The organism is Streptomyces liliiviolaceus (assembly GCF_018070025.1).
Classification (GTDB): Bacteria; Actinomycetota; Actinomycetes; order Streptomycetales; family Streptomycetaceae; genus Streptomyces; species Streptomyces liliiviolaceus.
The window spans coordinates 758224-780659 of the sequence record NZ_JAGPYQ010000001.1 but is presented as its reverse complement, the minus strand read 5'-3'; the positions used below and the strand labels follow the sequence as shown (position 1 = coordinate 780659).

The 22436-nt window shown below is 71.8% G+C and carries 19 protein-coding genes; 9 read left to right on the top strand and 10 right to left on the bottom strand.

Translation table 11 applies throughout. The features are described from left to right. Positions 1-48: 48 nt before the first annotated feature. The 3 genes from J8N05_RS03350 to J8N05_RS03340 are packed head-to-tail and all read right to left on the bottom strand — an operon-like array spanning position 49 to position 1502. On the bottom strand, positions 49-450 hold the full coding sequence (locus J8N05_RS03350; protein ID WP_210880982.1) for a nitroreductase/quinone reductase family protein: 402 nt from the start codon (positions 448-450) through the stop codon (positions 49-51). Next, complete coding sequence (locus J8N05_RS03345) at positions 440-640, bottom strand: DUF397 domain-containing protein (protein WP_210880981.1); 201 nt, start codon at positions 638-640, stop codon at positions 440-442. Before J8N05_RS03345 ends, J8N05_RS03350 begins: the two co-directional genes overlap by 11 nt. A 10-nt stretch (positions 641-650) precedes the next feature. Next, positions 651-1502 (bottom strand): helix-turn-helix domain-containing protein, encoded by an 852-nt coding sequence (locus J8N05_RS03340; protein WP_210880980.1) that lies wholly within the window; start codon positions 1500-1502, stop codon positions 651-653. Positions 1503-1705: 203 nt separating this feature from the next. Here J8N05_RS03340 and J8N05_RS03335 point away from each other — a divergent pair, with 203 nt between their 5' ends. From J8N05_RS03335 to J8N05_RS03325, 3 genes are all read left to right on the top strand, one after another. After that, complete coding sequence (locus J8N05_RS03335; RefSeq protein WP_210880979.1) at positions 1706-2143, top strand: ATP-binding protein; 438 nt, start codon at positions 1706-1708, stop codon at positions 2141-2143. Between the two features lie 115 nt (positions 2144-2258). Beyond that, complete coding sequence (locus J8N05_RS03330) at positions 2259-3788, top strand: alpha/beta hydrolase (protein WP_210880978.1); 1530 nt, start codon at positions 2259-2261, stop codon at positions 3786-3788. A gap of 109 nt (positions 3789-3897) precedes the next feature. Continuing rightward, on the top strand, positions 3898-5682 hold the full coding sequence (locus J8N05_RS03325; RefSeq protein ID WP_210880977.1) for a protein kinase domain-containing protein: 1785 nt from the start codon (positions 3898-3900) through the stop codon (positions 5680-5682). A 120-nt stretch (positions 5683-5802) separates the two neighbouring features. Here J8N05_RS03325 and J8N05_RS03320 read toward each other — a convergent pair whose 3' ends face one another. Beyond that, a complete protein-coding gene (locus J8N05_RS03320) occupies positions 5803-7356 on the bottom strand; it encodes a CehA/McbA family metallohydrolase (RefSeq protein ID WP_210880976.1) in 1554 nt (517 codons plus the stop codon). A gap of 200 nt (positions 7357-7556) precedes the next feature. Between J8N05_RS03320 and J8N05_RS03315 the strand changes: the two genes are divergently transcribed. The 3 genes from J8N05_RS03315 (at position 7557) to J8N05_RS03305 (ending at position 11767) form a co-directional block, all read left to right on the top strand. Next, a complete protein-coding gene (locus tag J8N05_RS03315; protein WP_210880975.1) occupies positions 7557-8402 on the top strand; it encodes an LLM class F420-dependent oxidoreductase in 846 nt (281 codons plus the stop codon). Positions 8403-8486: 84 nt separating this feature from the next. Beyond that, positions 8487-11072 carry a bifunctional FO biosynthesis protein CofGH gene (locus J8N05_RS03310; protein ID WP_210880974.1) on the top strand — a complete coding sequence of 862 codons (2586 nt, stop codon included), beginning with the start codon at positions 8487-8489 and terminating at the stop codon, positions 11070-11072. A 119-nt stretch (positions 11073-11191) separates the two neighbouring features. Next, positions 11192-11767: a hypothetical protein gene (locus tag J8N05_RS03305; protein ID WP_210880973.1), complete on the top strand. Its 576-nt coding sequence runs from the start codon at positions 11192-11194 to the stop codon at positions 11765-11767. A gap of 38 nt (positions 11768-11805) precedes the next feature. On the opposite strand, the gene sigJ is transcribed toward J8N05_RS03305, so the two are convergent. From sigJ to J8N05_RS03285, 4 genes are read right to left on the bottom strand one after another with little or no spacing between them, the layout of a single operon-like run. Further along, positions 11806-12783, bottom strand: a complete 978-nt coding sequence (gene sigJ, locus J8N05_RS03300; RefSeq protein ID WP_308286786.1) for an RNA polymerase sigma factor SigJ — start codon at positions 12781-12783, stop codon at positions 11806-11808. Beyond that, the gene (locus tag J8N05_RS03295) at positions 12780-13562 is read right to left on the bottom strand and encodes an SDR family oxidoreductase (protein ID WP_210880972.1); all 783 of its coding nucleotides are present in this window, start codon (positions 13560-13562) and stop codon (positions 12780-12782) included. Before J8N05_RS03295 ends, sigJ begins: the two co-directional genes overlap by 4 nt. After that, positions 13547-14014 carry a hypothetical protein gene (locus tag J8N05_RS03290; RefSeq protein WP_210880971.1) on the bottom strand — a complete coding sequence of 156 codons (468 nt, stop codon included), beginning with the start codon at positions 14012-14014 and terminating at the stop codon, positions 13547-13549. The genes J8N05_RS03295 and J8N05_RS03290 overlap by 16 nt, the downstream gene beginning before the upstream one ends. A 58-nt stretch (positions 14015-14072) precedes the next feature. Further along, the gene (locus J8N05_RS03285) at positions 14073-14480 is read right to left on the bottom strand and encodes an ATP-binding protein (protein WP_210880970.1); all 408 of its coding nucleotides are present in this window, start codon (positions 14478-14480) and stop codon (positions 14073-14075) included. A gap of 241 nt (positions 14481-14721) precedes the next feature. Here J8N05_RS03285 and J8N05_RS03280 point away from each other — a divergent pair, with 241 nt between their 5' ends. After that, a complete protein-coding gene (locus J8N05_RS03280) occupies positions 14722-18087 on the top strand; it encodes a tetratricopeptide repeat protein (RefSeq protein ID WP_210880969.1) in 3366 nt (1121 codons plus the stop codon). Positions 18088-18261: 174 nt separating this feature from the next. On the opposite strand, the gene J8N05_RS03275 is transcribed toward J8N05_RS03280, so the two are convergent. After that, positions 18262-18762: a DUF2165 domain-containing protein gene (locus tag J8N05_RS03275; RefSeq protein ID WP_210880968.1), complete on the bottom strand. Its 501-nt coding sequence runs from the start codon at positions 18760-18762 to the stop codon at positions 18262-18264. Between the two features lie 98 nt (positions 18763-18860). After that, positions 18861-19700: a hypothetical protein gene (locus J8N05_RS03270; RefSeq protein ID WP_210880967.1), complete on the bottom strand. Its 840-nt coding sequence runs from the start codon at positions 19698-19700 to the stop codon at positions 18861-18863. A 100-nt stretch (positions 19701-19800) separates the two neighbouring features. Here J8N05_RS03270 and J8N05_RS03265 point away from each other — a divergent pair, with 100 nt between their 5' ends. Both J8N05_RS03265 and J8N05_RS03260 read left to right on the top strand, forming a co-directional pair. Continuing rightward, a complete protein-coding gene (locus J8N05_RS03265; RefSeq protein ID WP_210880966.1) occupies positions 19801-20586 on the top strand; it encodes an SDR family oxidoreductase in 786 nt (261 codons plus the stop codon). A 173-nt stretch (positions 20587-20759) separates the two neighbouring features. Further along, entirely contained in the window at positions 20760-22325 is a 1566-nt protein-coding gene (locus J8N05_RS03260) for a sodium:solute symporter family protein (RefSeq protein WP_210880965.1), read from the top strand. The last annotated feature ends 111 nt before the right edge of the window (positions 22326-22436 follow it).

Below are 22436 nucleotides of genomic sequence, written 5' to 3'. Positions count from 1 at the left end.
CGGGGGAGGCCCAGGGCCCGCGGCCGCCCCCTCCCAACGGGCCCTGTCCTAGGGCCTGTCGGTCAGATCGACCCGCACGGTCAGCAGGTCCGACCCGAAGAGACGGACGGCCGTGCTGTTCATGCGGGGCAGGGTTCTCAGCCGGGCGCGGGGGTCGTCGCTCGGCAACAACTGGGCGGTGCCGTGGTGCCACCGCCCGCCGACGCGGACGCGGACCCGCGGGTCGGCCTGGATGTTCCGCACGTACTGCGACTTCACCCCGTACTCGGACACGAACCAGAACTCCCGCCCGACCCGCCGCCCCCCGACCGGCGTCCGCCGGGGCAGCCCGGAGGTCCGCCCGGTGGTCTCCACGAGCGTGTGGAACGGCAGCCGCCGGGTCACGGGGTTCACCAGATACCGCTGAACCCGGGTGACCACCCGAAACCGCAGATCACGCTCATGCGCCATGCCGGCTCCGTCCGCCCTTGATCGCCCCGAGCAACGCCCCGAAGGCATCGGGGGAAGCCCCGAGTATCGCCCCGCGGGGGTCGCCGCTCTCGGTGAGGTGGATCGTTTTTGCGGGGGCGGAGGCGGCGACGTGCAGGCAGGATTCGCCCTGCCCGCAGTAGGACGACTTCTGCCAGGAGTGGTCAAGCATCTCGGTCCCTTCACAGATCCTGGGCGATGGTGTGGATGAAATCGCGCGACTTCTCGGGAGGGAGAGCCACGGACTCCATACGGTCGAGGAGAACGCGATACATGTGCAGTTGAGCTTCGGCGTCCACAAGTGCGGGGCCGTGGGACTGGTCCAGTGAGACGGTATCCAGCGGAGGCACGGGGCCGTACATGTACAGGATGGTCTGACCCGATCCGGGATAGGCGCCGATCGCGAACGGGATCACCTGGACCGTGATGTGCTCGCGTTCGCTCTGTTCGACCAGGTGTCCGAGCTGGCGTCGGGCGATTGCGTCGCCGCCGACCGGCACGCGAAGCGCGGCTTCGTGAATGATCGCCCGGTACGGGGTCGGGTCTGGTCCGTCCAGCAGTGCTTGGCGCTGGAGACGGTGGCTCACGCGATGCTCGATGTCCGTGCGGGAGAACTCAGGCACGACCTGCCGAAAGATTTCGCGGGCGTGGTCCGTGATCTGGAGCAGCCCCGGCACGTGCGCGGTGTTGGCGGACCACAGTCGCGTGGAGTGATGCTCCAACTCGGCGATATCCAGGAGTGTGGTGGGCAGCACCTCTCGGAAGGTCTCCCACCAGCCGCCCTTCCGTTCGCCGGCCAACTCGATCAGCCCCGAGACGTAGTCGGTGTCGGAGCAGCGGTAGATGCGCGCGAGGGCGCGCAGCCGCTCCGGGCTGACGCCGAATCGGCTGGCCTCGATATTGCTGAGCTGCGCCTGGCTGACGCCTAGTTGGCGGGCGCCTTCGGTGACGGTGAGCCCCGCTCGTTCGCGCAGCCGCCGGAGTTCGGTACCGAGACGGATTCGGCGGGCGGTGGTGGCGGTCCTGGGCGCCATGGCTCAACTTTCCTCGATCAACCGCACGTTGGAGTCACCCACACGAGGGAAAACCTCACGCGATTGCCGAAATGGGAAATGTATTAAGTGGTGGACCGCTAGCTTACTGAGTGCAGGCGCCACCACCCAGAAGCACCCCGCTCGACGGAGCGACACGGTCACTGGGCCCCGTACCCAACCCCCACTCGTGATCGGAGACTCCCATGGCCACCGTATCGCCGCCCTGGGCGTACACCCTCCAACTCCCGCACGATCCACGCGCACCGGGTATCGCCCGCGCAACTCTTCGAACCGTGCTCGCCGCGCACGACCTCGCCGGTCTCACCCCCACCGCGGAGCTGCTCGCCTCCGAACTGCTCACCAACGCCCACCTGCACACGACGGGCCCGTACGCCCTCAGGGTCCGCTCGGCGGAGCCGAACCGGCTGCGGATCGCGGTGTGGGACTCCGACCGCGAGATCCCCTTGGCCTTCACCACCGGGGGCGCCCCCGCCCGCCCGAGACCCGAAACGGCCGAGACCGGCCGCGGCCTCCACCTCGTACAGGCGTGCGCGGACAGCTGGGGCGCACACGTCCTGGGTTCCGCCCGGGGCGGCAAACTCCTGTGGGCGGAGTGCGGCCACGAGCCGGTGGAGCGGTGAGGGCGCCGACTCCTCACCGGCGTGACGCGTGAGCCGTCCGGTTCGGGAAACCGCCCCTCCGACAGGCCAGTTGGCCGGATAGGCCCTGCAGGCCCCGTCCGTGAAGCTCGTCCGCATGACGAAGTCCATGCGAAGGTCCAAGCGGAACACCGCCCTCCTCACCGCCTCCGGCGTGGTCCTCGGGCTCACCCTGCCCGTTGCCGCGACGGCCGCCACCGCCGCCCCGGCCGGAGGCCACAGCAATCCCCTCACCTGGGGTAAGTGCGAGGGCACCGGCCTCGACCCCCGGCAGCAGTGCGCCACCGTCGACGTGCCCCTCGACCACTTCGATCCCGGAGGTGCCCGGATCGGGATCGCTGTCTCCCGGATTCCTGCCGAGAAGCCGGGTGTCCGGCGCGGGTCACTGCTGATGATCGCCGGCGGTCCCGGTGGCGGCAGTCTCGACGAGGTCTCCGGGAAGGGGCAGCGGCTGCCCCAGGCGGTGCGGGACGCGTACGACCTGGTCGGGTTCGATCCGCGGGGCGTCGGGCGGTCCTCGCCCGTCAGTTGCGGGCTCGACCGGGACGACCTCGCCCTGACCAGGTTCTGGCCCTGGCCCGCCGCCGACGGGTCCGTCGACGCGAACATGGCGACCGCCCGCCGCACGGCCGCCGCCTGCGACCGCAACGGCGGCGACCTCGTCCGTCACATCAGCACCGCGGACAACGCCCGCGACATCGACCGCGTCCGCGCGGCCCTCGGCGAGCGGAAACTGTCCGCGTGGGGCGTCTCGTACGGGGCCTACGCCGGCGCTGTCTACAACGAACTGTTCCCGCACCGCACCGACCGGCTCGTGCTGGACAGCAATCCGGATGCCACCGGAGCGCGCAGCGGCGGTCAGTTCGCTCGGGGCGCCTGGGCCGCGTTCGAGAACGGGGTTGAGGATGCGTTTCCGGAGTTCGCCAAGTGGGCTTCGCAGGAAGGGAATCCGTATCGGCTCGCCGACAGCGCCGACGACGTGCGGTCCCTCTTCCTGCGGCTCGCCGCGCGGCTCGACCGTGAGCCCGTCCCGTGGCCCGGCGCCAACCCGCCCGAGCTGAACGGCAATGTCCTGCGGCAGGCGATGGTCTACGCGTTGTACGAGCCCGATGAGTTCGCCGGGCTGGCCCAGCTGATCCGGGCCGCCGGGAAGGGGGACGTGCCGCCCGCGCCCGAGCCCGTCCCCGAACCCCTCCTCCAGAACGGCATTGCCGTCGCCGTCGCCACCTTCTGCAACGACGGCAACTGGCCGACCGAGACAGCCGTGTACCAGGCCGAGGTCGCGCGCAGCCGCACCGCGTACCCGCTCACCGCCGGGATGCCCCGCAACGCCACCGCCTGCGCCGCCTGGCCCGAGGACGCGAAAGACCCCGAGCGGAAACCCGTACGGATCACCGACCGCGGGCCGTCCACCGTGCTGCTCGTGCAGAACGAGCGCGACCCCGCCACCCCCCTCGCCGGCGCCCGCGCCGTCCGGGCCGCGCTGGGGCAGCGGGCCGTCATGGTGACCGTCGACGCGACCGGCCACGACGCCTACCTCGGCAACGGCAACGCCTGCGGAGACCGCGCCGTCACCCGCTACCTGGTCACCGGACACCGGCCCGCGGGGGACAAGTACTGTCGATAGACCCAGGGTTCACGCGCGCCACCGCCGTCACATCTCCTATCCTCGCTGCGAAGGCGTCGGCGGCGATGCGGCGGCGATTCGGCGGGTGTCGGGGATAGAGGAAGTACACATGGACGGGTTGAGCCCGGACGATCCGGGCTGGATAGGCAATTACCGACTGCTCGGCAGACTCGGCGAGGGCGGCATGGGGCGGGTGTATCTGGCCCGCTCCGACCGCGGCCGTACGGTCGCGGTCAAGGTCGTCCAGGAGCAACTGGCCCGCAAGCCCGACTTCAGGCGGCGGTTCGCGCAGGAGGTCAAGGCCGCCCAGCGGGTCGGCGGCGAGTGGACGGCGCCCGTCCTGGACGCCGACACGGAGGCGGCCACCCCGTGGGTGGCCACCGGCTACGTCGCCGGGCCCTCCCTCGCCGAGGTGGTGGACAAGCAGTACGGCCCGCTGCCGGCGAACTCCGTACGGGCCCTTGGCATCGGGCTCGTCCGCGCGCTCCAGGCCATCCACGGCGCCGGGCTCGTGCACCGCGACCTCAAGCCGTCCAACGTCCTGGTGACGATCGACGGCCCCCGCGTCATCGACTTCGGCATCGCCCGCGCCCTCGACCCCGCCATGCAGTCCACCGACGGGCTGACGATGACGGGCGCCGTCGTCGGCTCGCCCGGCTTCATGTCGCCCGAGCAGGTGCGCGGCGAGCGCGTGACGTTCGCGAGCGACGTCTTCTGCCTCGGCGCCGTGCTCGCGTACACCGCGACGGGCAAGCTGCCGTTCGGCACCGGCGAGGGCGGGATCCACTCGCTGCTCTACCGGATCGCCAGCGAGGAACCGGACCTCACCGGCGTTCCCGCTCCGTGGGACCAGCTGATCGGCTGGTGTCTCGCGAAGGATCCCTCCCAACGGCCCTCTCTGGAGACGCTGTTGGCGCGGATCGAGGGCATGGAGGACACCGGCGGCGCCTGGCTGCCGGGCGAGGTGCTGGCCGAGCTGGGCCGCCACGCCGTGCAGCTCCTCAACAGCGAGGACCCGCAGAGCCCCCAGCGCCTGCAGAGCCACGCGCTCGCCGGACAGGCCCCGGTGGCCGGAGCCGCGCAGGCCCCGGCACCCGCCCCGATCCAGGGGTTCGGACCGCCCGTCTCGTACGACCCGTCCCGCAGCCCGTCCCCGCCCCCCTGGCAGCAGAGCCCGCCACCGGGCAGCCTCCACGCGGGCAGCCCGCCGCCCGGCAGCCTGCAACCCGCGCCGCACTACTTCTCGCCGCGCCCGCCGGCCCGCTCGGCCCGCGGACTCGCCACCGGGCTGAGCGTCCTGCTCGGTATCTACACGCTGCCCCTGCTGATCCGGGGCGCCGTCCTCGCGTACGCCTTCCTCGTGCTCGACGGGCAGGATTCGGGCGTCAACCCCAGCACCATCCCGGACTACGACCTGCTGCAGTTCGCGACGGACGGCGTCGAAGCCCTTGAGATGCTGGTGGGCGTCGGACTGCTCCTGGTGTGGCCGCTGTGGTTCCAGCGGATGCGCAACAACGCGGACGCCTTCGCGCCCGTCCGTCTGCGCTTCGCGCCCGGGATGGCGGCCGGCGCCTGGTTCATCCCGCTCGTCAACCTCTTCATGCCCAAGCAGATGACCAACGACATCTGGACGGCGACGGCCGGCCAGGCCCGGGGCGCCACGCGGTGGCTGATGCACACCTGGTGGTGGTGCTGGGTCGCCTACATGCTGGCGGAGGTGAACGCGGCGTTCAGCACCTGGTACTCGAACGACACCGTCTCCGGCGCGCAGGAGGACATCATCACCGCGGAGATGTCGATCGTCGTCGGGCTCGTGAGCACCGTGCTGGCCTTCTTCTTCGTCCGGCGGCTCACCGCGATGCAGCAGGCCCGCATCGAGCAGTCCCGCGCCTAGAGCAGTCCCGCGCCTGGAGGCCCAAGCGAAAGCCCCGGCCCGGTCGGTCACCGCGAAGACCCGCGGTGACCGGCCGGACCAGGGCCCGCCCAGGTGGCGTACGGCGGGTCTACCGTCGGTCTACCGGCCCAGGAAGATCGGGTTCGTGAACGCCGCCAGCGCGCCCGGCAACGGCCCCGCCGCCGCCTCGTGCCGCACCTCCGCGCGTACGTACGCCGCGTACTGGGCCGTCGTACGCCACTCCACCGTGCCGGAGCCCGCCACCGGCAGGACGGCGCTCGTGTGCAGGACGCCTTGGTCCGTGACGAAGCGGACCGTGCAGCGGGGTGCGCCCGAGACCTCCAGGCGGACGGTGACCGGATCGTCACCGTCCACCTTCAACCGGCCGCCGATGCCCGCGTGTTCGCCCTTCGGGCCGGTCGCCGAGAACGACAGCGACACCGCCTTCGACTCGGCCACGTACGACCGGCCCGCGCGGATGCCCTCCTGGATCGCCTCGCGGGACAGTTCGTCGGCGAGGACGACCGTCTGCGGGGTGCCGACCGGGTCGGGGTCGCGGTGGGCGTCGCTGTTGCCCATCGCCGGGATCCAGTCCCGGCTCCCGCGGCCCTCCCGTACGGAGGCCACGAGCATGCTGTCCCAGTCGGCCAGCGACACCTCGTCGTCGGGCCCGTACGCGCCGTTCCACACCTCGACCGCGTCCGCCTCGCCGAAGCCGAACTTCCAGTTGCAGCCGACGCAGGTCGCGTGCGGATGGGCGGGGACGACCAGACCGCCCGCCTGGCGGATGCGGCGCGCGTACTTGCCGAAGCGGTTGTCGCGGGCCCGGTAGCGCCAGTCGACGAACGTGCCCGGGTCCGTGCCGAGCGCGACGACGTGACCGTTCCTCGTCGTCACCTCCTCGCCCAGCAGGATCAGCAGCTCGCCGTCCGGGTGGGGGCCCGCCTGGTCGGCCCAGTGGGCGTGCGCGGAGTGCGTGTTGTGGTCGGACGAGTTGATGAAGTCGAGGCCCGCCGCCCGCGCGAGCGCCGCGATCTCGGCCGGGGTGCGGCGGCCGTCGGAGTACCAGGAGTGCAGATGGCAGTCGCCCCGGTACCAGGCCCGGCCGCGCCCCTTGGCCCGCGACGGCGGGTACACCGGCTTCACCGCCTCGCTCGGTTCCCCGTACGTCAGCGTGACGGTGACCTCGTACGCGAGGCCCTGCGGGGCGACCGTGTAGGGGCCCAGCGCGATGTGCCAGGTGCCCTCACGGACCGGGCCCGGGACGTAGCCGGGCGTCGCGTCGTCGGCGCGGATGAAGAACTCCGCGCGCGCGCCGCCCGACCAGCCCCGGAAGCCCCGCCCGCCCAGTTCGGTGCCGTGCTGGTCGAAGATCCCGATGTCGAGCGCGTTGCCCGCCGTGCCCGCCGGGACGGTCGGCCGCTCGTAGGTGTACGCGACCTTGATCTCCCGTACCCCGGACGGGACTTCGACGGGCAGGTACACGAAGTCCGGCGAGCCGGTGGGCAGGGTGCCGCGCACGGTCCGGGTCACGGGTCCGCCCGGACCGGAAGGGCCGTCGGCCGCGTCGGCCGCCTCGCTCGGAAAGCTCACGCTTCCCAACGTAAGCGCGGCGGCGGCCCCCGTCACGAACAGGGCGCGTCTGCCGACGCCGTGGTGTTCGTCCTCGCACATGTCTGCTGCTCCCGGTTCTCGTGGGTCATGGGCGGTGCATGGGGTGCATGGCGGTGCAGGAGTGGTACCGGCAATCCTCGTATTCAGCCGTGAACCGCGGGGCAAGGGAAGGGAATCGGCAGCTTTCTGTGAATACCCTCTCCTGTGAATGCCGACCGGTCGGTATGGACACTTGTACCGCCGACCGGTAGAGATGGGGCATGCGCATCTCCGTGACGATCTTCCTCACCGATGAGACGATCACTCCGACCCGGCTCGCCTGTGAGCTGGAGCAACGCGGCTTCGCCGGGCTCTATCTGCCCGAACACACCCACATCCCCGTGGAACGGACCACCCCGTACCCGGTGGGCGGCGAACTGCCGCCCGAGTACGGCCGCACCCTCGACCCCTTCGTCGCCCTCGGCCAGGCGGCGGCCGTCACCGAGGCCCTCGCGCTCGGCACCGGCATCACGCTCGTCACCCAGCACGACCCGATCGACCTCGCCAAGCAGGTCGCGACCCTCGACCACCTCTCGGGGGGCCGCTTCACCCTGGGCATCGGCTTCGGCTGGAACGTCGAGGAAGCAGCCGACCACGGCGTCGAGTGGCGTACGCGCCGGGAGCTGGGCCGGGACCGGATGGCGCTGATGCGGGCCCTGTGGGCCTCCGAACCGACAGCGTACGAGGGCGTGTTCGGCTCCGTACGGGCCAGCCACGTCCACCCCAAGCCCGTGCAGAAGCCGCGCGGGCCGGTCGTCGGGCCGCGCACCCTCATCGGGGGAGCGGCCGGGCCCAAGCTCTTCGCGCACATCGCCGAGTACGCGGACGGCTGGCTGCCGATCGGCGGCCGGGGCCTCACCGAGTCGCTGCCCGTGCTGCGGACCGCCTGGGCCGAGGCGGGCCGCGACCCGGAGTCCCTCCAGATCGTGCCGTACGCCGTCCTGCCCGGCGCCGGGAAGCTCGCGCACTACGCGGACCTCGGCATCGAGGAGGTCGTGCTGCAACTGCCGCCGGCCGGCGAGGGCGAGGTACTGCGCGTGCTGGACGAGTTCACGCCCTACTTGTAGGAACGTGCGGGAGGCGCCGCCGGTGTGTCGTTTGTGACGCGGCACACCGGTTATGCCTGATCACTGCGATCGTATGCTCGAAGGATGACGACTTCCGCGACCTCCGGAACCGGGCCCACCGAGAACGCCATGCGCCGCGCCCTCAAACGCGCCCGCGACGGCGTCGCCCTCGACGTCACCGAGGCCGCCGTGCTGCTCCAGGCGCGCGGCGCCGACCTGGACGACCTCACCGCGTCCGCCGCCCGGGTGCGTGACGCGGGCCTGGCGGCTGCGAACCGCCCCGGCGTGATCACGTACTCGAAGAGCGTCTTCATCCCGCTGACCCGGCTGTGCCGGGACAAGTGCCACTACTGCACGTTCGTCACCGTCCCGGGCAAGCTGCGCCGGGCCGGGCACGGCATGTTCATGTCCCCGGACGAGGTGCTGGACATCGCGCGCAAGGGCGCCGCGGCCGGCTGCAAGGAAGCCCTGATCACCCTCGGCGACAAGCCCGAGGACCGCTGGCCCGAGGCCCGCGAATGGCTCGACGCGCACGGCTACGACGACACGATCGCGTACGTACGGGCCATCTCCATCCGGATCCTGGAGGAGACGGGCCTGCTGCCCCACCTCAACCCGGGTGTGATGTCGTGGACCGACTTCCAGCGGCTCAAGCCCGTCGCGCCGAGCATGGGCATGATGCTGGAGACGACCGCGACCCGTCTGTGGAGCGAGCCCGGCGGCCCCCACTACGGCTCGCCCGACAAGGAACCGGCGGTCCGGCTGCGCGTCCTCGAAGACGCCGGCCGCTCCTCCGTCCCCTTCACCAGCGGACTGCTGATCGGCATCGGCGAGACGTACGAGGAGCGCGCGGACTCGCTCTTCGCGCTGCGGCGGGTGTCGCGGGCCTACCACGGCATCCAGGAGCTGATCATCCAGAACTTCCGCGCCAAGCCGGATACGGCGATGCGCGGCATGCCGGACGCCGAACTGGACGAACTGATCGCGACGGTCGCCGTGGCCCGGCACATCATGGGCCCCGCCGCCTGCCTCCAGGCACCGCCCAACCTCGTCGACTCCGAGTACGCACGGCTCATCGGCGCCGGGATCGACGACTGGGGCGGGGTCTCGCCGCTGACCATCGACCACGTCAACCCCGAACGTCCCTGGCCGCAGATCGACCTGCTGCGCGAACAGTCCGCCGAGGCGGGCTTCGACTTGCGCGAACGCCTCTGCGTCTACCCGGAGTTCGTCCAGCGCGGCGAGCCGTGGCTGGACCCGCGCCTGCTCCCGCACGTACGGGCGCTGGCCGACCCGGAGACCGGGCTCGCCCTGCCGGACGCGGTCGTGGAGGGCCACCCGTGGCAGGAGCCCGAGGAGGCGTTCACGTCCTCGGGGCGTACGGATCTGCACGCGTCCATCGACACCGAGGGCCGCACCTCCGACCGGCGCGAGGACTACGACCACGTGTACGGCGACTGGGAGTCGCTGCGGGAGGCGGCGGCGCCCGGAATGGTCCCGTCGCGCATCGACACCGACGTGAGGGCGGCCCTCGCCACCGCGGCCGACGACCCGACCCGCCTCACCGACGACGAGGCCCTCGCCCTGCTGCACGCGGACGGGCCCGCGCTCGACGCGCTCTGCCGGATCGCGGACGACGTCCGCAAGTCGGCGGTCGGCGACGACGTCACCTACATCGTCACGCGGAACATCAACTTCACCAACGTCTGCTACACCGGCTGCCGTTTCTGCGCCTTCGCCCAGCGCCGCACCGACGCCGACGCCTACACGCTCTCCCTGGACCAGGTCGCCGACCGGGCCGCGCAGGCCTGGGACGTCGGCGCGGTCGAGGTCTGCATGCAGGGCGGCATCCACCCCGACCTGCCGGGCACCGCCTACTTCGACATCGCGCGGGCGGTGAAGGAACGCGTCCCCGGCATGCACGTCCACGCGTTCTCCCCGATGGAGGTCGTGAACGGCGCCACCCGTACGGGTATGTCCATCCGGGAGTGGCTGACGGCCGCGAAGGAGGCGGGCCTCGACTCCATCCCCGGCACCGCCGCCGAGATCCTCGACGACGAGGTCCGCTGGGTCCTCACCAAGGGCAAGCTCCCGACGGCGACCTGGATCGAGGTCGTCACCACGGCCCACGAACTCGGCATCCGCTCGTCCTCGACGATGATGTACGGGCATGTGGACCAGCCCCGCCACTGGCTCGGCCACTTCCGCACGCTCTCCCGTATCCAGCAACGGACCGGCGGCTTCACGGAGTTCGTGACCCTGCCCTTCATCCACACCAACGCGCCCGTGTACCTGGCGGGGATCGCCCGGCCCGGCCCCACGACCCGCGACAACCGCGCGGTGATCGCCATGGCCCGGCTCCTCCTGCACCCCCACATCCCCAACATCCAGACCAGCTGGGTGAAACTGGGCACCGAGGGCGCGGCCGAGATGCTGCGCTCCGGCGCCAACGACCTCGGCGGCACGCTGATGGAGGAGACCATCTCCCGTATGGCCGGGTCGAGTTACGGCTCGTACAAGTCGGTGAAGGACCTGATCGCGGTGGCGGAGGCGGCGGGCCGCCCGGCCAGGCCGCGGACCACGCTGTACGGGGAGGTGCCCGAGGAGCGGCAGCAGGCCGCGGCGGTCTCCGACGGGCACCTGCCGGAGCTGCTGCCGGTCCTGGAATAGACCGGCTGGTCCAGGCAGAGGACAGGCCTCCGGTTCCGGAGGGAGTTCCCCGTCGGAGTAGGATGATCGGACCTCCGACGGGGTGTCTCCGACGGGGTGAGCCACAGCTGAGGAGATGCGTGCCCGTGCCTGCCCGACGGCTTCCCTCGTGGGCCTGGGTCACCGGTCTGACCGCGGCCGCCCTGGTGCTGGTGGCCGTGCTGGCCGTCAAGGCCGGGGACGGGCCCCAGCCGACCGCGTCGGCGAGCAAGAAGACGAACAGCCCCTCCGCGAGCGCCAAGCCCTCCGCCTCGCCCGACGAGTCCGAGCCGGTCGCCGTACCGGACGGCTCCGGCACGGGACGGCGGATCGTCTACTCCCTGGGCCAGAAGCGGGTGTGGCTGGTCGACGCGAGCGACGCGCCCCGGCGCACGTTCAAGGTGTGGCAGGGGACGGTGAGCCCGGACCCCGGCACGTACACGGTCGGCACCCGGCGCGAGACCGCGACCGGCAGCGACGGCGTGGAGATCGAGAACATCGTCTACTTCGCCGTGGCGTCCGGCGTCAACGTCGCCTTCTCCAACGCCCTCGACGGTTCCTCCCCGCCGCCGCCCGCGTCGGGTGCGACGACGGGCGGCGTCCGGACGAAGGCGGCGGACGGGGACGCGGTGTGGAAGTTCGGCACGGCGGGGACGACGGTCGCGGTCGTGAAGTAGGCCCGGGAGGGGTTCCGGACGGGCTTCCGGAGGGGGTCTCAGCCGCCCGGTTCGACTACCGGTTCCGCCGGTTCGACCGCTGGTTCCGCCGGTTCGGCGTCCGTCCACGCGTGCAGTTTGTCCGGGTTGACCACGAGCCACAGATCACCGATCCGGCCCGCGCGGACGCCCACGCCGACCACGGCGACGGTCGTCCCGGCGATCCGGACGACGACCCCCGGGAAACCGTTGACGTCGTCCTGCGTGACATCGAGCCCCGGGTCCTTGCGCAGCAGCCCGAGCAGGAACCGGGCCACCTTGTCCGCGCCGACGACCGGCCGCAGGGCCGCGCGGACCTTGCCGCCGCCGTCGCTGCGCGCCTCGACCGCGGGGTCGAGGAGGGCGACCAGCGTGGCGAGATCGCCGGTCCCGCACGCGTCGAGGAACGCGGAGACGACCCGCCGGTGCTCCGTCGTCGTGGCGCCCACGGGCCGCCGCTCGGCGAGGCGCCGCCGGGCCGAGGAGGCGAGCTGGCGGCAGGCCGCGGGGGAGCGGCCGACGGTCTCGGCGATCTCGGCGAACGGCACCCCGAAGACGTCGTGCAGGACGAAGGCCACGCGCTCGGCGGGGGTGACCGAGTCCAGCACCACGAGCATGCCCATGCTCACCGACTCGTCGAGCGTGACGCGGTCCGCGGGGTCGCCGCTGCCCGCGCCCTCCCCGCCGCCCGCGCTGGTCCAGGTGGCGGCGCCGCCCCTGACGGGCTCGGGCAGCCACTCACCGGTGTAGCGCTCCCGGCGGACGCGCGCCGACGCCAGCTGGTCCAGGCAGATCCGCGAGGCGACCCGGGTCAGCCAGGCCAGCGGGGCGACGATCGCCTCCTGCTCGGCCTCGGACAGGGCGTACCAGCGGGCGTACGTCTCCTGGACGACGTCCTCGGCGTCCTGCACCGAGCCGAGCATGCGGTAGCCGAGCCCGAGCAGCCGCCGCCGCTCGGCCATCAGGTCCCCGAGGCCGGGGCCGCCGCCACCGCTCACTCTCCCCGCACCCCTTTCTCTCCCTGCCCGGCATACTCGGCCAGCCACGCGTCGAAGGTCTGGTGGCCGCGGGGTCCGGCGGACCCGGTGGGCAGGTTGCCCCCTTCGACCATGGCAGTGCCCGCCCTGCCGGGCATCTTCACCGGCAGCAGCAGCCGGCGCTGCCCGCGGGCCCGCAGCAGCCGCCGTGTCATGTCGACCAGCTCCTCGACGCGCGGCCCGGCCAGCTCGGGCGCCATGCCCCGCGGCGGTCCGAGGACGAGTTCCACGAGGTGCCGGGCGACCTCGCGGGCCGCCACCGGCTGCGTACGCATGCGGGGGACCACGGCGAGCGGTCCGGGCACCCGGTCGAGGACCTGGAGCGGAAACTCGTGGAACTGCGTGGCCCGCAGCACGGTCCACGGAACTGCCCCGCCCCCGCCCTGCGCGACGATCTCCTCCTGCCGCAGTTTCCCCTGGTAGTAGCCGAGGCCGACGCGTTCGAGACCGACGATCGACAGGACGACATGGTGCCGTACGCCGACCCGGGCGCCGGCGTCCAGCAGACGGCGCCCGGCGCTCTCGAAGAACGCGATCGCCGTCCTGGCGCGGGTGGTGTCCAGATTGCTGACGTCGACGACCGCCTCGACGCCCGCCATGGCGGGGTCGAGCCCGGCACCGGTCACCAGGTCGACACCCCGTGACCTGGCCAGCACCACCGGCTCGTGCCCGGCCGCCGTCAGCTCCCGGACGACGTGACCGCCGACGAGCCCGGTCCCACCGGCTACCGCGACGCGCATGACGATTCTCCCTCGGCCGTTACGGACTTGACGGACTTCACTGAGTTCACGGACTTCACCGGTACGAGCAGGACGGCCGACGCGAGCACCAGGGCCGTCAGCGCGACGACGTTGAGGACCTGGTCACGCGTGCCGTACATCCCCAGATGCTGCATGTGATAGCCGAGGTGCAGCACGTTGAAGACGAGCCACACCGCACCGGCCGTCTGTACGAGCCGGTTGTTCCGCACGGACCGCAGCGCGATCGCCGTGAGCACGGCCAGCGCGAGGAACATGGCCCCGGCATCCTTGGCGAGGTGTTCGTTGTAGGGGCCCAGCTGGGGCAGCCAGCTCATCCCGAACCCGGGAAAGCCGGCGTGCCACTCCCTCGGCGCGAAGTAGGCCCAGGCCCCGGTGTACAGCGCGGTCACGCCCAGGAACCCGAGGGTGGCGTACCGGATCTTCGTGTTCATGCCTCTATGACGAGACGGCCCGCGAAAGTGTGAGGTGGGTCCTGTCCGCCCCGGCCGCTCAGGGCTCCTGCGGCCGGGGGACGGGACCGTCGGTCAGGGCGATGTGGGCGGTGACGCGTTTGCCGGTCTCTTCGAGACGGACGTAGAAGTCCTCGGCGACGGCCGCGACGATCTCCAGGCCGTGCCGGCCGATGCGCTGCGGGTCGGAGGCATGGATGGTGGGCCGTACGGGGACGCTGTCCTGCACGGTCACCTCCACCGTGGAGTCCGCGATGCGCAGTTCCATCAGCGCGGGGCCGGGGGCGTGCCTGCGGGCGTTGGTGACGAGTTCGCTGACGACCAGCTGGGTGAGGCCCAGCGCGTGGGCGGAGACGACCACGTGCTGCTCGGTGCTCGCGCGGGTGAGGAAATCGGCCGCGAGACGGCGTGCCGCGGCGATGCACGAGGTGTCTCCGCTCAGCTGCATGGCAGTGGATATGAAGGGTGCGCCCGATCCGTTCTCACCGTCGACTGACTGCACGACCTCGGCCCGCCTTCACCTTCACCTGTGCTGGCCCGGTTTCTGACACGGTCCGCTTCCTATGACTCTGGCAGTCGCGGGCCGACCGGTCGAGACGGCACGTCGTCCGTCGACTCCTGTTCAGCCGGAGCCGAGTTGATCCACACTGGGACCCTCAGGTGACCCGGCGGGGCGAGGAGGCGGACCGGTGGCACAGGCAGGGCCGTCGTGGCAGGAGCTGATCCGGCAGGGCAACCGCGCCGGATTCGTGGGACGGGACGCCGAACGGGCCGCGTTCCTCGCGAACTTCGACCTGCCCGCGGGAGACGCCCGGCACCGCTTCCGCTTCCATGTGCACGGCACCGCGGGCGTCGGAAAGACCTTCCTGGTGCAGGAGTTGCGGCAGCTCGCACGCGAACGCGGGGCGCTGACCGCGTACATCGACGAGCGGGTCGGCAGCGTGCCGGAGGCGATGGGCGAGATGTGCGTCCAGTTCGCCGACCAGGGACGGCGGTTGAAGGACCTGGAGCGGCGGCTCGCCGTGTACCGGGACCGGCGGCACGAGGCGGAGGCCGCCGCCCTCGCCGCCCTGGCCCCGGAGCAGGGGCAGCAGGGGCAGCCCCGGTCGGCGTCCGCCGGGAGCAGGACCGCCGTCGGACTCGGTCTGGCGGCCGTGGAGGCCGCCGTGCCGGGCGCCGGTCTCTTCACGGGCGCCCTGCCCGCCGACCTGCTCGCCCAGGGCGCGGACCGGCTGCGCACGGGCCTGAGCGCCCGCTTCCGCGACCCCGACGACATCGAACTGGTGATGTCCCCGGAGAAGGTCCTCACCCCGGTCCTGCTCCGCGAACTGCGCGCGGCGGCCTCCGCCACCCCCTGGATCGTCCTGTTCTTCGACACGTACGAACGGACCGGCCCGTTCCTCGACCCGTGGCTGTACGACCTGGTCACGCGCCAGGAGGCGGACAGCAGGCTGCCCGCGACCCTCCTGGTGGTCACCGCGGGACAGCGCCCCCTGGACACCGCCCGCTGGAGCGGCACGGGCTCCGTGGCGGACGTGTCGCTGGCGCCGTTCACCGAGTCCGAGTCCCGCGGGCTCCTCGCCGGGAAGGGGGTCGTCGCCGAACCGGTCGTCAAGGAGGTGCTGCGCCTCACCGGTGGCCTGCCCGTCCTCGTGTCGACGCTCGCGGAGACCCGCCCCGGCGACCCGGACGACGTGGGCGACCCGAGCGCCGGAGCCGTCAAACGCTTCCTGCAGTGGGAGCCCGACGACACCCGCCGCCAGGTCGCCCGCGTCTGCGCGCTGCCCCGGCAACTGGACGCGGACGTCTTCCGGGCCCTCATCGGCCACCCCGACGACGGCCTGGCCGTGCCGGACGATCCGGACGCGCTGTACGACTGGTTGACCGGCCTGCCGTTCGTCGGCGAGCGCGGGGCCCGTGTGCGCTACCACGACGTCGTACGGGCCCCGATGCTGCGGCTGGAGCGACGCCGCTCCCGGCGGGAGTGGGCCGGCCGCCACCGGCGTCTCGCGGAGACCTTCGCCCGCTGGCGGACCGAGGCCGCGGCCGGCCGGGCGACCGAGGACCTGTGGGCCGACGAGGAGTGGCGCGAGCTGCGCCTGGAGGAGACGTACCACCTGCTCTGCGCGCGCCCGCCCGCGGCGCTCGGCGCGGCCCTGCGCGCGCTGGTCGAGGCCTGCCGCGAGGACGCCGTCCTCGGCCGCGGCTGGGCGCGGATGCTGGAGGACGCGGGCCGCGACACCGACCACACCGACCTCGCCGAGTGGGGCGTACGACTCGGGGAGGCGCTCGACGACGACACGGCCGGGATCGCCGGCGCGATGGCCCTGCTCCTGGCCCGCCCCGGCCCCGACCCGGCCGGCCGGGCCCTCGCGCACACCCTGCGGGGCCGGGAACTGCGCTACGGCGGCCGACACCGCGAAGCCCTGGAGGAGTACGGCAGGGCCCTGGAGCTCGATCCGCGGCTCGCCTGGGCCCACTACGGCCGCGGCTACACCCACCAGCTGCTGGACGACTTCCCGGCGGCACTGGCCGCACTCGACCGGGCGGACGAACTGGCCCCCGGCACCGAGTGGATCATTTCCGCGCGCGCGGAGACCTACCGGCTGGCGGGCCGCTTCGAGGAGGCCGTCGCCGACTTCGACCGCGCCGTCGCCCTCGCCCCGGCCGACGCCGACCCGCTGACCGGCCGGGCCGTGTGCCGGACCGCACTGGGGCGGTACGACGAGGCGCTCGCCGACTTCGACCGGGCGCTCGGCATCGAGCCGGACAACGCCTGGGCGCTGGTGCGCAGGGCCCGTCTGCGCCGCACCAGGGGCGAACCGGACGAGGCCTTCGCCGACTTCGACCGGGCCGTCCGCGTCGCGCCCGACGCGGCCTGGGTCGCCTCGGAGCGCGGGGACGCCTACCGGCTGGCCGACCGCCCGGAGGAGGCCGTCGCCGAACTGACCCGCGCGCTCACCCTGCGGGCCGACTACGCCTCCGCCCTGGCGAGCCGCGGCGCGGCCCTGTCCGACCTGGGCCGCCACGAGGAGGGCCTGGCCGACCTCGCCCGAGCCGTCGAACTGCGGCCCGACTACGCGTGGGCGCTGGTGACGACGGCCCGCGTGCAGGACGAACTCGGCGACCGGGCCGCCATGTTCACGTACCTGGAGCGAGCCGTCGAGACGGCCCCGGACAGCGACTGGATCAGCGACGAACTGGGCGCCGAGTACTGCGAGGAGGGCCGGTACGAGGAGGCGGTCGCCGTCTTCCGCCGCGTACTGGACCGGAGCCCGGACGACAAGGCCGCGCGGACCGGGCTCATCGGAGTCCACCTCCTCACGAAGGACCACGGACAGGCCCTGTGGCACCTGGACCGCGCTCTGACGTCGACCCCGGACGACGGATGGCTGTACGCCACGCGCGCGCGGGTCTGCCTGGCGACCGGCCGGACCGATCAGGCGCTGGCCGACCTGGACCGCTGCGCCACGCTGGAACCGGCGTCCCGGGCGGCCTGGGCGCGCCGCACGGCCATCGAACTCCTCACACAGTGCGACCGGTGGGAGGAGGCGTCGGCACGGCTGTCGGCGGCGGACGGGGCCGACGACCTGGACGACCTGCGCTGCGACGTGCACCGCCACGCGGGACAGTGGCCGCAGGCCCTGCGTACGGCGGAACGGCTGCGCGCGACGGCCCCGATCCCGGGCACCTTCCAACTGGCGATGACGGCGAGCCAGTCGCAGGGCCTGCCGGCGGCGGAACCCCTGTGGCGGGAGCTGGCGGCCTTGGTGGCCTCCGACGCCGCGCTGCCCGCCCCGGAGAGCACCCTGGGCGACCTGGAACGCACGCAGGCCCGCTGCTTCCTGGCCTGCGCGCTGTCGGACTGGCCCGCGGCGCAGGAGGCCCTGACGGAGCTCCTGTCCGGGCCTCCCGACTGGGACGACCTGGCCACGCTGACCCTGATCCTGCGGGACCTCCACACGTCCCCGCAGGCCGACGCCCTCCGCATGGCCCCCTTGCTGACAGCGGCAACAAGGGCCGCCGAGGACATCAGCTCCCACCAGGCCCCGTGAGGGGGACTCTCGTCGGGTGCGGCTCCGGTGGGGGCTGGCCGCGCAGTTCCCCGCGCCCCTGAAAAGCGGGGCTGCGCCCCTGCTTTTCATCCTTCAGGGGCGCGGGGAACTGCGCGACAAGCCCCCACCGGCCCGCAGCCCCCCGCTCACCCCGACCACCCCTCCTGGTAGGGACTAGCCATCCACCCCCGCCACCCGATCCACCGGCAGGTGAATGGCGATCAGCACGACCGAACTCAGCAAAAACACCCGCACAGCCGCATCCAGCCCGTTCCAGTCCTCCGACTGCCACATGGCGAACCACTCACCCCCCACCGCGAGAAACCCCGCCCCGAAGAGCAGCATCAACATCAACAACCCCACCGTGGACGTCCGCCGGGCCCGCGCGACATCCCGCCGCACCCACTGGACCGTGCCCAGGATCAGCACGAGCGCCGCCACCGTCTCCCACGCGATGATCGCGACGTACACCGCGTTCTGAATCCCCTCGGACTCGACGGCCCGCCACATCAGGTCGTCGTCCTTGAACGTGGTGTCCATGGCCAGAACATGCTGCACGAACTGCTGGTTGGTGCCGAAGTCGGTGATGTTCCCGAACGCCACGAGCGTGATGTAGAGCGCGACCGTGCCGGTGAGCAGAGTCGCGGTGATCGGTAGGGCCCGTGCTGCCGCCATCCTCAAGTCCCCTAGCTGTCAGGTGTGTTACGGAACGGAACACCTGACACCAGACACCATCCACGCCCCACGGACCACCGATTTTCGGCTCACCCGTCTCACCGCAACCGGTCGACGTACCGGTCGGTCCCCGGCACCGTGGGAATGAACGGCGCCACCAGCTCCACCCGCCCCAGCCCCGTCTCGGCCACGGGCGCCTCCAGCCCGGTGAAGTACTCCTCCCAGCACTCCCGCGGATCCGCCTCCAGGAACCACAGCAGCGTCAGCCGCGTATCGACCCCCTCGACCTGCTTCACGTACGTCATGCGGTCGCCGGGCAGCGGCGTCGGCCGGAAGACCGTGACCATGGCGGCGGGGGACCCGGCAAGCCGCTTCGGAAGGTGCCGGGAGCGCAGCCACTCCAGCAACTCGGCCCGTCCGACGGCGGATTCGGCGTCGACGACCTGAAGGACCAGCCCCTGGTACGGATGGTCCAGCGCGTGGAAGTCGCGCGGCCCCGCGGCCCCGTCCCGGTACACCGTCGCCTCGTGGTCCTGGAACGCCGTGAAGACGTGCGTACGGTCCTGGTAGACCCGCCCGTCCCTGTTCAGCCGCTTGTTGATGCCGACGGTCCACTTCATGTGGTCGTCGTGGCGGCCGTCCGTGACCCAGTACGTCGAGAGGTAGCACCCGGCGGTGACCGGCTGCGCGACCGCCGACTTCTCGGGCCGGCGCAGCAGCTGCAGATCCCGGGTCGCCACCCACCGCCGCCCCGCGTACATCCACGGCATCGCCATCGCGCCCGCGTAGTAGTGGTCGTCCTCGTACCACCGGTTGTACGCGTACTCGTGGCCCGGATGCGGCTCCACCATCGTGATCAGGGCATGGCCGGGACGCACCCCGTACGGGCCGACGGCGGCCAGTTCCCCGTACACCTCGCTGCGCGTGTCTTCGGGCATGACGCTCCCCTTCCAGCGCTTCGCGTTCTCTTCCGTCATCTGCCGGACGCCCCTACTCTGACGGACCGTCAGATCGACCGCCAGAGCCGGGAGGACCGCAATGTCACTGCTCCAGGGCAAGACCGTCGTCGTGTCGGGGGTCGGGGCCGGGCTCGGTCACCAGGTCGCGGCGGCCGTCGTGCGGGACGGCGGGAACGCCGTGCTCGGGGCGCGCACCGGGGCGAACCTCGCCAAGGCCGCCGCCGAACTCGACCCGGACGGCGCGCACACGGCGTACCGCGCCACGGACATCACCGACGAGGGCCAGTGCGACGCGCTCGCGGCGCTGGCCCGGGAGCGGTTCGGGCGGCTCGACGCGGTCGTCCACGTGGCCGCCTGGGACAGCTACTTCGGCGGCCTCCAGGACGCGGACTTCACCACCTGGCAGGCCGTCCTCGACGTGAACCTGCTCGGCACGCTGCGGATGACCCGCGCCTGTCTGCCCGCGCTGAAGGAGCGCGGCGGCTCCGTGGTCGTCATCGGCACGCAGTCGTCCGTCGCCGCCCCCTCCCAGGTGCGCCAGGCGGCGTACGCGGCCTCGAAGGGCGCGCTGACGAGCGCGATGTACTCGCTGGCGCGGGAGCTCGGCCCGGACCGGATCCGGGTGAACACCGTGCTGCCGGGCTGGATGTGGGGCCCGCCGGTGGAGGCGTACGTGCAGTTCACGGCGTACACCGAGGGCGTGCCGGAGGCGGAGGTGCTGGAGCGGCTGACCTCGCGGATGGCGCTGCCGGAGCTGGCCACGGACGCGGACGTGGCGGACGCCGCGGTGTTTCTGGCCTCGGACCGGGCGCGGGCGATCACGGGGCAGTCGTTGCTGGTCAACGCCGGGGAGTTGATGCGGTAGCGCGCGGATGTCCCGTTCGTCCCGGCGATCGAAAATGTTCAGGGACATGAACCGAGGTCAGTAAGCAGAACTATTTTACTCCCCTTTGACCGTACAGGCAGTTGTCGCAGTCATGCCATCGAACCCACGATGAGCGGGCGCTTCACGACCCTGACGATCCTGGGAGAGGGCATATGAACGGTCTCGACTGGGCCGTGCTCATCGGCTACTTCGGCGTGATGGTCGCGATCGGTGTCTGGTCCCACAAACGGGTCGACAACGTCAGCGACTTCTTCACGGCCGGCGGCAAGATGCCGTGGTGGCTGTCGGGCATCTCGCACCACATGTCCGGCTACAGCGCGGTCATGTTCACGGGGTACGCGGCCATCGCCTACACGTACGGCGTCACTTCCTATGTCACCTGGTCCTTCCCGATCGCCATCGGCATCGCGATCGGCGCGAAGCTGTTCGCGCCCCGGCTCAACCGGGTGCGCTCACGACTGCACGTGTCCTCGCCCCTGGAATACCTGAAGAACCGCTACAACCTGCCCACCCAGCAGGCGCTCGCCTGGTCCGGCGTCCTGCTGAAGATCGTGGACGTGGGCGCCAAGTGGGCCGCCATCGCGACCCTGCTGTCCGTCTTCACCGGCGTCTCGCTCAACACCGGCATCATGATCACCGGCGCGGTGACCGCGATCTACTGCACGGTCGGCGGCCTCTGGGCGGACGCGCTGACCGAACTCGGCCAGTTCGTCATCCAGTTCATCGCCGGTGTCGCGATGCTCGTCGCCGTCATGGCCGAGCTGAACGGCTTCAGCACCCTGTGGAGCGTCTGGGACGAGCCCGCCCTCGACGGCCACACCAAGCCGCTGGCCGGCCCGTACATGATGGTCTTCCTGATCGCGTATCTGTTCATCAAGACCTTCGAGTACAACGGCGGCATGTGGAACCAGGCCCAGCGCTACATGGCCACGGACTCCGCGCGGTCCGCCACCCGCTCGGGCATCCTGTCCGCCTCGCTCTGGCTGATCTGGCCGCTGGTGCTGTTCTTCCCCATGTGGGTCGCGCCGCTGATCATCAAGACCGACGTACCGGCCGATTCGTACGCGCTGATGGCCGAACACCTGCTGCCCCACGGCCTGTTGGGGCTGGTCATCGTCGGGTTCTTCTCCCACACGATGGCGATGTGCTCCTCGGACGCCAACGCCATCGCGGCCGTCGTCACCCGCGACATCATGCCCGCGGTCTCCCGCAAGGCCCGCGAGTGGGACACCCGGATGGGGCTGCTGGCCGCGCGCTGGGCCACGCTGCTCTTCCTCGGTCTGTCGATGGCCATCGCCACCCAGGTCAACTCCGCCTTCTTCGGCGACATCATCACCGTCGTCATCAAGTGGGTGGCCGGCCTGATGGGCCCGATCGCGATCCCGCTGATGCTGGGCCTGCTCCCGTGGTTCCGCAAGAGCGGCCCGACCGCCGCCCTGATCAGCTGGGCCGTCGGCCTCGTCACCTTCTGGCTGGTCAACTACCCGATCAGCTGGAACGTCGACGGCGGGGTCCCGCTCCAGTACCAGGTGTCGATCCCGCTCGCGGTGTCGCTCGTCCTCTACGTCCTCATCGGATTCGTGAAGCCCGAGGACACCCCGGAACGGGACGCGCTCATCGCGAAGATCAACAGCGACGACGGCGGATCCACCGCCGCGGCGGTACCGGCCCCGGCCGGCCCGGCGGACGACGTGGTGGGCGCACCGGCCAAGGACTGACGCTGAACCGGGCGCACGGCGCGTACGTACGACTGTGAGGGTGGCCGCTTCCTGACGAGCGGCCACCTTCACTCGTGCGTGGCGGGAAAAAAGGGGCTTCCCCCCAGGGCC

Excerpts from the sequence above, each read along its gene's own strand:
- J8N05_RS03345 (WP_210880981.1), bottom strand. The coding sequence starts at position 640 with ATGCTTGACCACTCCTGGCAGAAGTCGTCCTACTGCGGGCAGGGCGAA.
- J8N05_RS03330 (WP_210880978.1), top strand. The coding sequence starts at position 2,259 with ATGACGAAGTCCATGCGAAGGTCCAAGCGGAACACCGCCCTCCTCACC.
- J8N05_RS03270 (WP_210880967.1), bottom strand. The coding sequence starts at position 19,700 with ATGCCCGAAGACACGCGCAGCGAGGTGTACGGGGAACTGGCCGCCGTC.
- J8N05_RS03320 (WP_210880976.1), bottom strand. The coding sequence starts at position 7,356 with ATGTGCGAGGACGAACACCACGGCGTCGGCAGACGCGCCCTGTTCGTG.
- J8N05_RS03325 (WP_210880977.1), top strand. The coding sequence starts at position 3,898 with ATGGACGGGTTGAGCCCGGACGATCCGGGCTGGATAGGCAATTACCGA.
- J8N05_RS03335 (WP_210880979.1), top strand. The coding sequence starts at position 1,706 with ATGGCCACCGTATCGCCGCCCTGGGCGTACACCCTCCAACTCCCGCAC.
- J8N05_RS03265 (WP_210880966.1), top strand. The coding sequence starts at position 19,801 with ATGTCACTGCTCCAGGGCAAGACCGTCGTCGTGTCGGGGGTCGGGGCC.
- J8N05_RS03290 (WP_210880971.1), bottom strand. The coding sequence starts at position 14,014 with ATGAACACGAAGATCCGGTACGCCACCCTCGGGTTCCTGGGCGTGACC.
- J8N05_RS03350 (WP_210880982.1), bottom strand. The coding sequence starts at position 450 with ATGGCGCATGAGCGTGATCTGCGGTTTCGGGTGGTCACCCGGGTTCAG.
- J8N05_RS03310 (WP_210880974.1), top strand. The coding sequence starts at position 8,487 with ATGACGACTTCCGCGACCTCCGGAACCGGGCCCACCGAGAACGCCATG.
- J8N05_RS03295 (WP_210880972.1), bottom strand. The coding sequence starts at position 13,562 with ATGCGCGTCGCGGTAGCCGGTGGGACCGGGCTCGTCGGCGGTCACGTC.
- J8N05_RS03315 (WP_210880975.1), top strand. The coding sequence starts at position 7,557 with ATGCGCATCTCCGTGACGATCTTCCTCACCGATGAGACGATCACTCCG.
- J8N05_RS03340 (WP_210880980.1), bottom strand. The coding sequence starts at position 1,502 with ATGGCGCCCAGGACCGCCACCACCGCCCGCCGAATCCGTCTCGGTACC.
- J8N05_RS03275 (WP_210880968.1), bottom strand. The coding sequence starts at position 18,762 with ATGGCGGCAGCACGGGCCCTACCGATCACCGCGACTCTGCTCACCGGC.
- J8N05_RS03285 (WP_210880970.1), bottom strand. The coding sequence starts at position 14,480 with ATGCAGCTGAGCGGAGACACCTCGTGCATCGCCGCGGCACGCCGTCTC.
- J8N05_RS03260 (WP_210880965.1), top strand. The coding sequence starts at position 20,760 with ATGAACGGTCTCGACTGGGCCGTGCTCATCGGCTACTTCGGCGTGATG.